This is a genomic window from Paenisporosarcina sp. P4_E4_2 (genome assembly GCF_056401595.1).
On record NZ_JBFUJC010000106.1, the window covers coordinates 1 to 9,332 of the forward strand.

Here is a 9,332-nt window from a genome sequence, read left to right on the forward strand (position 1 = left end):
CTCCATACAAAAGGAGTTGATACAGTTGGATACAGGTACTCATGTTGTTATGGGAATCGCTTTAGGTGGACTAGCCATGATTGACCCAGTGGTTGCTAACCATTCCATGACCGCCACAGCCGTCATTGCAGGAACCATTATCGGTTCTCAGGCTCCTGACCTTGATACGGTCCTGAAATTAAGAAATAATGCGGTATATATTCGCCATCATCGTGGCATTACCCATTCCATTCCGGCTGTCTTGCTATGGCCTTTGGCGATTTCCGGCGTCCTTCATTTAATTATGCCGAGTGCAGACCTAATGCATTTATGGTTATGGACATTTCTGGCCGTATTTCTCCATGTTTTTGTGGACATATTCAATTCATACGGAACGCAAGCACTGCGTCCATTTTCAAATAAATGGGTGGCTCTTGGAGTAATCAATACATTTGATCCCATCATTTTTGGTTTGCATGTGGTCGCCTTGTTGTTCTGGGCATTCGGTGCAAATCCGGTATATACAATGCTTTTGCTATATACAATTGTTTTTGTATATTACCTTCTTAGGTTTGCGGTCCAGCATGCAGTCAGACATGCAGTCAAAAATACGATTCCTACGGCGGAAGAAATCATCATCGCACCAACGATTCGTTTTTTCCAATGGCGTATTGCAGCAATCTCTAAAACGCATCACTATGTAGGTAGAGCTTATGGACGTTCAATCAATATTTACGATCGCTTTGAACGTAAAACGATACCAGATTCTCCCCTTGTGAAAGCTGCATTGAAAGACAAGAACTTGCAAGCTTTCATCTCATTCTCTCCTATATACCGTTGGGAAATTACAGATCATGATCACATTCATGAAGTTCGTCTCATTGATTTGCGTTATCGCAGCAATGATTATTACCCATTCGTAGCTGTTGCTCATTTAAATGAAGATCTGGAAATCGTTAATTCTTATACAGGCTGGATTTTCAGTGAAGAAAAACTTCATAAAAAATTGGATTTCCTTTCAAACTAAAAAGTACACGACACTCGATGTCGTGTACTTTTCTTATTCGATAACCATAATCGGTTAACAAATCTTTTCTTATTGTTGTGAATCGTTGTCCACTTGTAGCAAATGAGCATATTTCGGATTGTTACCTGCAAATTCATGAATCCGTTCTCCATAGCTTTCAATCCATTGACGAATTACTTTCTCAGTAACTTCGGTACCTTTATAATCATAGCCCGCTTTTGCGTAAGATGATTCAAAATCTGACCATAGTAATTCAATCCACACACGTGCTTTGGCGACAGATAATGACTCATTCTTTGCTGCAAGTTCTTGAACTAATTGTTCGATTTGCTGTTGCATATTATTTTCCCTCCTTCAATGGTTTTAGCATGGATATCGGCAATGCTTCAGTAAATTTTTCCCCACCAAGTCGGTAGCCCCAAGCAAAACGCCCTTTTAAGTAATCCACTTGGAAAAAGACTCCTGGATCTCCTTCAATCCGATACATTTCTCCAGGTACAATCGATGCAGGATCTACTAAATAAGCTTGTGCCATAATTGCTTTACGTTCCAGAACAGCATATTCGTTTACATGACCAAGCTGACTCGCTTTACGTGCCTGTTCCAGTAATTTGGCGATTGCTTGGCGTAATTCCTGTTCGGACATCTGACTATATTTTTTTTCAATTTCCATCTTCTTCGAGCTCCTTTTTTCCAATAAACATTTCGATTTGTTCTGCAGGGAAACCTTTTACATACAAGGCTTGCTTCACTCTGCGTTTACGATCAAACCCGGTATATTTCGAAGAGAATTTCCGCCAGATTTTATCTCCTTGATCTGCAATCATTTCTTCCCATTCTTCTGGTTCTGTTTCAAATTCAATATCTTCAATAGCTTTGCTAATAATGGCATAAGAGTATCCCTTACGCAACAAGGTGTCCTGAATTTTTTGCTTTACTTGCATTGGCGTTTTGGATGAATTCTGGTTGGCTATTTTTGCAGCCAGACCTTTTGCAATTTCAATTTGGTCTTCTTCCGTATAAGTTTCAAGCACTTCTTCTTGCAACGATTTATCGATTCCTTTTTTCTTGAGTTCCTGTTGGATGGCACGAGGACCTTTTTTACTTGTTTTCTTTTGCGTTTCAAGCAATGCTTTAGAAAAGGATTCGTCGTTCAAAAAATTCAATTGATACAATTTTTGAATGGCTTCCAAAACAACGGCTTCTCCGTATTCAGCATCAAGCAGTTTCTTCTTAACTTCGTGTTCACTCCGCATACGGAAACTCAAGAATTGAAGTGCTTTGTTAAATGCTTTTCGCACTTCGTCGTCATAGACGATTTCATCTCTTTCCCAATCCTCCAGCACTTTGCCTTTCGATAATTGGTACTTTATAAGAAGCGATTCATCTACCGCAAATGCGTATTTTTCCTCTATATAAATATTATAACGTTCAGGATTATTTTTTTGACGCATGATTTTCGTAATGACTGTCACAACTATCACCTCATGTAACAAGTATACACATTATTAGAGGCACATTCATTTGCGTACACTTATAGAAGAAAGGGTATTATACATCTAACAGCTTTATAAAGGAGGATTATATTAAATGAAAATAGCGATTACTGGAGGAAGTGGATTTGTCGGACAGGAGATAACGAAGCAACTAACCGACAAAGGACATGAAGTGTTTATTTTAACGCGTTCGGATAAACAATCCGACGGCTCGGTACATATGGTCAAATGGCTTACAGATGGTGCTAAACCTGAAGAACAGGTTGAAGGCATGGATGCTTGGATTAATCTAGCCGGTGCATCAATTAATGAAGGTCGCTGGACTTCGGAACAAAAACAAAAAATTTATGAAAGCAGAATGAATGCAACAAATGAAGTTCTGCGCATTTTTAAAGAAGTGACGAAAAAGCCTTCCGTTTTGATTAATGCAAGCGCAATCGGGATTTATCCCCCTTCTGAACATGCAACATATACCGAACATTCGTCTTATCGTGGATCGGATTTCCTGGCAAAAACAGTTGAGGACTGGGAGAGTAAAGCGACGGAAGCGGAGCAATTTGGGACACGTGTGGCTTGCGCACGTTTTGGCATAATCCTTGGAAAAGATCAGGGTGCTCTTCCCCTTATGGCTTTACCTTATAAAATGGGTGTCGGAGGAAAAGTCGGAACTGGCCTTCAATGGGTATCATGGGTCCATGTAGCTGACGTCGCCAAAGCCATTCTTTATGCAATTGAAAATAAAGATTTTTCAGGTCCTTTTAACGTAACAGCGCCAGATCCGAAACAAATGAATGATTTTGGGGGAATTTTGGGCAAAGTTTTACAGCGACCTCATTGGATGCCCGTACCTTCCCTTGCATTGAAACTTGTACTTGGTGACAAGAGTCAACTTGTTTTGGAAGGACAAAGAGTTATTCCCGATAAATTGTTAACCCATGGTTTTAAATTCACTTATCCAGATTTGCAACAGGCGCTTAAAAATATTTATGCATAACATTTCAGAGAAAACGCAACCTATCTTAAAAAGAAAGGTTGCGTTTTTATGTGGTGGAAACATACCGTAGGCGTCATTGCCTCATGTGCAATATTAACTCTGGGCATTTTATTGAATCCATTTCAAGTAGATGCCGAATCTCTTARTTGGGGATTCAAAAAATCAAAACAGGAAGAACAAGCTCAAGCCGGGAGTGCATTTGATGAACTCTTGAAAAAATATGGAGCCTACTACAAAGGGTCTCCCGATGAAAAAATCCTATACCTTACGTTCGACAATGGCTATGAAAATGGCTACACTGCATCTATTTTAGATACATTGAAAAAAGAAAAAGCACCTGCCACTTTTTTTCTGACAGGTCATTATGTAGAAAGTGCGACGGACCTGGTCCAACGTATGGTGAAGGAAGGCCATCAAATAGGAAATCATTCGTATGGCCATCCAAATATGGCTAATTTATCGGAAGAACGAATGAAAGAAGAATGGGAAAAATTCGATCAGATTCTTGCCGAAAAAACGGGCGTGAAGAGAACATATTTTGCACGGCCTCCTGAAGGTGTTTTCAGTGAAAAATTACTTGCCTATGGGAACGAGCTCGGCTATCGCCATATGTTCTGGTCTGTCGCTTTCGTTGATTGGTATGCTGATCGTCCACAAGGAAAGGCTTATGCATACAACCATTTAATGAACCAACTTCATCCAGGTGCCATAATTTTGATGCATACGGTTTCTCCGGATAATGCAGCCGCTTTACCCGATTTTATTCGTGATGCCAAAGCGAAAGGCTACACATTTTCATCGTTAGACGCATTGGTAAATGAAGCAATCGAATTCCCGTTGTCTTTTCATTAACTGGTCTGTCCTATATACTGTAGAAACCAGTAGTAAAGGACGTGAAAACATTTGTCACAAGAAAACATAATCGAAGTTGGTCAAAAATTCCCGCTGACAATCAAACGCCTTGGCATTAATGGAGAAGGCATTGGCTATTATAAGCGCAATGTCGTCTTCGTTACAGGCGCTCTTCCAGGAGAAGAAGTGACCGCTCAAGTACAAGTAGTCAAGCGCAATTTTGCTGAAGCAAGCATTCTAAAGATCCGTAAGGCCTCACCTCACCGTCAAGAAGCACCCTGCCCTGTTTATGAAGCCTGCGGTGGGTGTCAATTGCAGCATATGACTTATGAACAACAGCTTAAAGAAAAACGTGATTTGATTGTGCAATCACTTGAACGATACGTAAAAGACATTGCCAATGATATCGAAGTGCGCCAGACAATCGGCATGGATAATCCATGGCATTATCGCAACAAAAGTCAATTCCAAGTACGTAAAGACGGCAAGAAAGTAAAAGCTGGTCTATTTGCGGAAGGTACACATCAGTTATTGGATATCGATGAGTGTATCGTGCAACATCCACATACAACACTTGTGACGAATGCAGTAAAAAGAATTCTAGAGAAACTTAAAATACCGATTTATGATAGTGAAACCGGCAATGGTCTAGTACGAACAATTGTGGTCCGTACCGGCATTCAAACAGGTGAAATTCAGTTAGTACTTGTCACTACACTTGCAGAAATGCCGAAACGTCAACTACTCATTGATAAATTGGCGACCATAGATCCTGCCATTGTCTCGATTGTCCAAAATGTCAATCCGAAGCAAACTTCCTTAATTTTTGGCGAGCGAACAATAGTTCTTCATGGCAAGAAAACACTCCATGAAGAATTAGGTGAACTTTCATTTGATTTATCTGCACGAGCATTTTTCCAATTGAATCCCRCTCAAACCGTTCGTTTATATAACGAAATTAAATCGGCTGCAGCATTAACAGGTAAAGAAACCGTTGTCGATGCTTACTGTGGTGTTGGAACAATTGGCTTATGGTTAGCCGATCAAGCAAAAGAAGTACGAGGAATGGATATCATTGCGGATAGTATTTACGATGCAAAGAAAAACGCAGAGAAGCATGGATTCACTCACGCTACTTACGAGACTGGCACTGCTGAAGAGTGGCTTGCCACATGGAGCCGTGAAGGGTTCTCCCCTGATGTCCTAACTGTAGATCCACCTCGGACCGGTTTAGCGGACAGTTTATTGCACACTATTTTAAATGTGCGACCAAAAAGATTTGTCTATACGTCATGTAATCCATCCACTTTAGCAAAAGATTTAAGCGAATTGCGTAAGGTTTACAATATCGTCTATATCCAACCTATCGATATGTTCCCTCAAACGGCTCAAATCGAAAGCGTCACATTGTTGGAACGTAAATAATCATTAAAGGATAAACACTAAAATCATTTAATATAGTCTCATAATAAATAAAAATTTCTGGCATGCTCAATTGGGCATGCTTTTTCTTTTTGTTTAATATCAAGGATTATTATTTTTAATTCTAGGGAATAAAGACAATAAGTTACTACGAATATAAAGCTAAATTGGATAGACGGAGGAATTGCTATGAAGTGGAGAGGTCGAGGACAAAGTACAAATGTAGAAGATCGCAGAAGGATGGGTGCTGGTGGAATAGGAATTGCCGGCGGTGGAATTGGTCTAGTGATTGTCATTATTATTACGCTAATCGGTGGCGGTGGTCCCGGTGATATTTTGAATAATATACAAGGCACTGATACGAACCAAGCAGGTCAATACGAAGAAACCGAACAAGAAACAGAACTGGCGGATTTCGTTTMAGTTGTCCTGGCAGACACCGAAACTGTATGGAGCGAGCTTTTCAAAGAAAAAGGATCGGAATATCAGGAACCGGTCATGGTATTGTATAACGGTCAAGTCCAATCCGCTTGTGGAGCAGCAGGCTCAGCCGTAGGACCATTTTATTGTCCAGGTGATTATAAACTCTATATTGATTTAAGCTTTTATGAAGAATTGAATAAAAAATTCCAAGCTCCTGGTGACTTTGCAATGGCTTATGTTATTGCCCATGAAGTTGGTCACCACGTGCAAACACTTTTAGGTACAAATAAGGAAGTAATGGCACTTCGCAATAAAATGAGTGAAGAAGAGTTCAATCAATATTTAATACGTCTGGAGTTGCAAGCGGACTATTATGCTGGCGTTTTCGCCCATTACGCAGAAGGTCAAGGCTACTTAGAAGTAGGCGATATTGAAGAAGCGATTACTGCTGCAAGTGCAGTAGGTGATGATAATATTCAAAAGAAAACGCAAAAATACGTCGTGCCGGAAAGTTTTACACATGGTACTTCTGAGCAACGCATGCGTTGGTTCAAAAAAGGATATGAAGCGGGAACAATTGAAGATGGTGATACATTTAAAGCAAAAAATCTATAATGACCTCTCATAACTGAAAACAGCATGTCCCATCGAATCTCAACTCGATTGGACATGCTGTTTTTTGGGCTTCAACAAGCTTAATAAACTTAACGTCAATAAAAATAACGAAATAAGCCATAAAAAACTGAAGTCTTTAAAGTACTCCAGAAACACACCGCCCAAAAATGGTCCGGTCAAGCTGCCGATACTAAAGAAAATGCCGCATAGTAAATTCCCTGATGGCAATAAAGCTTTAGGCGTCAAATCCGCCATGTAAGAAATACCAAGAGAAAATGTTGACCCGACGAACAAACCAGCGAGTAGAAATGCACCGATAAGTGTCCAAACATTATTCTCTAACATGGCTGCCAAACTAAAAGAGAACGCGCCGCCAAACAACGAAAATAATACGACTTTCTTTCTGCCGATTCGATCACTTAGAGCACCTAATGGTAACTGCGAAAGGATTCCACCTGTTGAAAATGCAGCCAATATAATGGAAACCATAGACACATTGACATCATTTCGCAACGCGTAGACTGGGAAAATGGCATGCAAGCTGGACTCCAAAAATCCGTAACTAAACGGAGGGATAAAAGCTACCCAAGCAAATCCAATGGTTGCCCCAAAACGTGCCCATGTCCCTCGCATTGTGGATGTTTCATGAATATGCCCGGGAAATTCATTATCTACAAAAAATATGAGTGACCAAGCGGACATACATAAAATCCCCGATATGATAAACGGCAAGCCTTCGTAAATATAAACGAGTGGCAAAAATAAAGGACCTGCTGCGAAACCAATTCCGAATGACAGTCCGTATAATGCGATATTGCGCCCTAAGCGTTCTTGTGGCGAAAAGCTTGTAATCCATGTCTGAGTCGAAAAATGAAGTGCATGGTCTCCTATTCCAATGAACAATCGCAAAATAAACCAAAAAACAACACTTTTCCATAGCGGAAATAACAGCAATGATACAAAAACCAACATCCCTCCGATGAGGATTATGGGCTTATAACCAAATCTTCGAAGTGGCTGTTCCATAAATGGAGAAATTAAAAGTGTTCCGATATATAGCCCTGTTGCGTTCAAACCGTTCAATGAAGAAGAAAGTCCATCTTGTTCGAAAATTACAGAAATGAGTGGCAACAGCATTCCTTGCGAAAATCCAGATATCGAAACAATGACCACTAAAATCCAAAATCTTCTTTTTTCTAAGGCTGTAAACTGATTCATGAAGGTCCTCCTGCGTACGGGTTGAAATTATATTCATTTCAACCAAGTTTCGGTACAATTCTATCATAAAGGAGGGATTTGCGTTGAAGTATGTGATGACAGAATATGGATTAGAAACAGAGTTGGAGTTTGGAAAATTAACGATTTCAGGAGATGAAACAAAAGGATTTAGACCTTACCAATTAATTGTTTCGTCTCTTGTAGGCTGTAGTGGCGGCGTTCTTCGAAAAGTATGTGAGAAGATGCGTATGCCGATTGAGGATATGGAGATTGAAGTATTGGAAGTGTTGCGCAACCCTGAAGAAGCAAATCGACTCGAAAAAGTGCACATCCATTTCAAATTAAGAGGTCAACTCGAGGAAGCGAAAGTTGAAAAAGCAATGATTCTGACGAAGAAAAATTGTTCTATGGTCCGTTCTGTAGACCAATCAATTGAAGTCGTAGAAACGTTCGAACTTATTTAGACATTGATGAAGGCTCAGTCGATGATCTGCGAACAGATGATTGGCTGAGCCTTCTAAATATCACTAATATCCAATTGAGTATCCATATATCGATTCACGGCTATTGTGCCGGTGAAATGTTCGAACCCCCTCCTTCTAACTGATTGATTGGTTTCGACTATTCACTACGGCCTCCCCTCTCTTGTTGAAGTAAATTAACTTTAACACGTTAATTAACTTTTGTAAATATTCAAAATACATTTAATATTAAAATATTTCCTAAGTCCTACTGACAGTTGAAAAATCATTGCATATGGGCTACGATGTATGTGTAAAGCGAGGTGGCTCACATGGGCAAGTCAATTTCAAACAAAGACCAACAAGTCACATACTTAAAAGAACGTCTTCACATTTTCTTAGAAGTATTAGATTCAATTGAACCAGAAACGACTGAACTTGAAGACATTGATCGCTTAATTGCGATGATGGATGACTTAGAAGAAAAGATGGAACAATTTAAAAACCGTCCTGAATGAACACATGGAGAGTGCCTATATATGGGTGCTCTCTTTTTTATGTTCCAAATTCTATTTTAGTTCAAATGAAATGTTAGGCTATGAAATGTTTTTTTGACTAATCGCAGACCATTTCTGTCGGTTCGCATTTGATTTATGTCCAGTCAGAGGCGGTTTATGACCATCTGCAATGGTTTTACGTCCATCCAAATCTCTTTCTGTCCATTCGCATCCAACTTCTCCTTACCCCCTCCCTCCTTTCGACATCCATTCCTTTTTTTAGCCAACTGRAAAGAGTATAATGGAGAGTGGAATTATGACTAAGCAATGTATGAGAGGGGTCAACAC

Annotated in this window: 11 protein-coding genes; 7 read left to right on the top strand and 4 right to left on the bottom strand. The window is 39.8% G+C overall.

The window, feature by feature from the left end; genetic code table 11:
• Positions 1 to 25 precede the first annotated feature (25 nt).
• Complete coding sequence (locus AC1DSB_RS09415; RefSeq protein ID WP_477531745.1) at positions 26 to 1,006, top strand: metal-dependent hydrolase; 981 nt, start codon at positions 26 to 28, stop codon at positions 1,004 to 1,006.
• Positions 1,007 to 1,075: 69 nt separating this feature from the next.
• Here the strand turns inward: AC1DSB_RS09415 and AC1DSB_RS09420 are convergent, their stop codons facing one another.
• The 3 genes from AC1DSB_RS09420 to recX are packed head-to-tail and all read right to left on the bottom strand — an operon-like array spanning position 1,076 to position 2,481.
• The gene (locus AC1DSB_RS09420; RefSeq protein ID WP_016429237.1) at positions 1,076 to 1,345 is read right to left on the bottom strand and encodes a YfhJ family protein; all 270 of its coding nucleotides are present in this window, start codon (positions 1,343 to 1,345) and stop codon (positions 1,076 to 1,078) included.
• Position 1,346: 1 nt separating this feature from the next.
• On the bottom strand, positions 1,347 to 1,679 hold the full coding sequence (locus AC1DSB_RS09425) for a YfhH family protein (protein WP_016429238.1): 333 nt from the start codon (positions 1,677 to 1,679) through the stop codon (positions 1,347 to 1,349).
• Positions 1,669 to 2,481, bottom strand: coding sequence for a recombination regulator RecX (recX, locus tag AC1DSB_RS09430; protein WP_477531744.1), 813 nt, complete (start codon positions 2,479 to 2,481; stop codon positions 1,669 to 1,671). The genes AC1DSB_RS09425 and recX overlap by 11 nt, the downstream gene beginning before the upstream one ends.
• A gap of 115 nt (positions 2,482 to 2,596) precedes the next feature.
• On the opposite strand from recX, the gene AC1DSB_RS09435 reads away from it, so the two are divergent.
• The 4 genes from AC1DSB_RS09435 (at position 2,597) to ypfJ (ending at position 6,808) form a co-directional block, all read left to right on the top strand.
• Positions 2,597 to 3,496 (top strand): TIGR01777 family oxidoreductase, encoded by a 900-nt coding sequence (locus AC1DSB_RS09435; RefSeq protein WP_477531743.1) that lies wholly within the window; start codon positions 2,597 to 2,599, stop codon positions 3,494 to 3,496.
• A 48-nt stretch (positions 3,497 to 3,544) separates the two neighbouring features.
• A complete protein-coding gene (gene pdaA / locus AC1DSB_RS09440) occupies positions 3,545 to 4,348 on the top strand; it encodes a delta-lactam-biosynthetic de-N-acetylase (protein ID WP_477586565.1) in 804 nt (267 codons plus the stop codon).
• Between the two features lie 51 nt (positions 4,349 to 4,399).
• Complete coding sequence (gene rlmD / locus AC1DSB_RS09445; protein ID WP_477586567.1) at positions 4,400 to 5,773, top strand: 23S rRNA (uracil(1939)-C(5))-methyltransferase RlmD; 1,374 nt, start codon at positions 4,400 to 4,402, stop codon at positions 5,771 to 5,773.
• A 186-nt stretch (positions 5,774 to 5,959) separates the two neighbouring features.
• The gene (ypfJ, locus tag AC1DSB_RS09450) at positions 5,960 to 6,808 is read left to right on the top strand and encodes a KPN_02809 family neutral zinc metallopeptidase (RefSeq protein WP_477586569.1); all 849 of its coding nucleotides are present in this window, start codon (positions 5,960 to 5,962) and stop codon (positions 6,806 to 6,808) included.
• A gap of 39 nt (positions 6,809 to 6,847) precedes the next feature.
• Here the strand turns inward: ypfJ and AC1DSB_RS09455 are convergent, their stop codons facing one another.
• Positions 6,848 to 8,026, bottom strand: coding sequence for an MFS transporter (locus tag AC1DSB_RS09455; RefSeq protein WP_477531739.1), 1,179 nt, complete (start codon positions 8,024 to 8,026; stop codon positions 6,848 to 6,850).
• An 83-nt stretch (positions 8,027 to 8,109) separates the two neighbouring features.
• Here AC1DSB_RS09455 and AC1DSB_RS09460 point away from each other — a divergent pair, with 83 nt between their 5' ends.
• Together AC1DSB_RS09460 and AC1DSB_RS09465 are read left to right on the top strand one after the other, a co-directional pair.
• Positions 8,110 to 8,490 carry an OsmC family protein gene (locus AC1DSB_RS09460; RefSeq protein WP_016429245.1) on the top strand — a complete coding sequence of 127 codons (381 nt, stop codon included), beginning with the start codon at positions 8,110 to 8,112 and terminating at the stop codon, positions 8,488 to 8,490.
• Between the two features lie 329 nt (positions 8,491 to 8,819).
• Positions 8,820 to 9,005: an SE1561 family protein gene (locus AC1DSB_RS09465; RefSeq protein WP_016429246.1), complete on the top strand. Its 186-nt coding sequence runs from the start codon at positions 8,820 to 8,822 to the stop codon at positions 9,003 to 9,005.
• Positions 9,006 to 9,332 lie beyond the last annotated feature (327 nt).

What these genes read in the sequence shown, in the direction of transcription:
- AC1DSB_RS09420 (WP_016429237.1), bottom strand. Translation starts at nt 1,345, where the DNA reads ATGCAACAGCAAATCGAACAATTAGTTCAAGAACTTGCAGCAAAGAAT.
- AC1DSB_RS09425 (WP_016429238.1), bottom strand. Translation starts at nt 1,679, where the DNA reads ATGGAAATTGAAAAAAAATATAGTCAGATGTCCGAACAGGAATTACGC.
- AC1DSB_RS09435 (WP_477531743.1), top strand. Translation starts at nt 2,597, where the DNA reads ATGAAAATAGCGATTACTGGAGGAAGTGGATTTGTCGGACAGGAGATA.
- AC1DSB_RS09455 (WP_477531739.1), bottom strand. Translation starts at nt 8,026, where the DNA reads ATGAATCAGTTTACAGCCTTAGAAAAAAGAAGATTTTGGATTTTAGTG.
- AC1DSB_RS09465 (WP_016429246.1), top strand. Translation starts at nt 8,820, where the DNA reads ATGGGCAAGTCAATTTCAAACAAAGACCAACAAGTCACATACTTAAAA.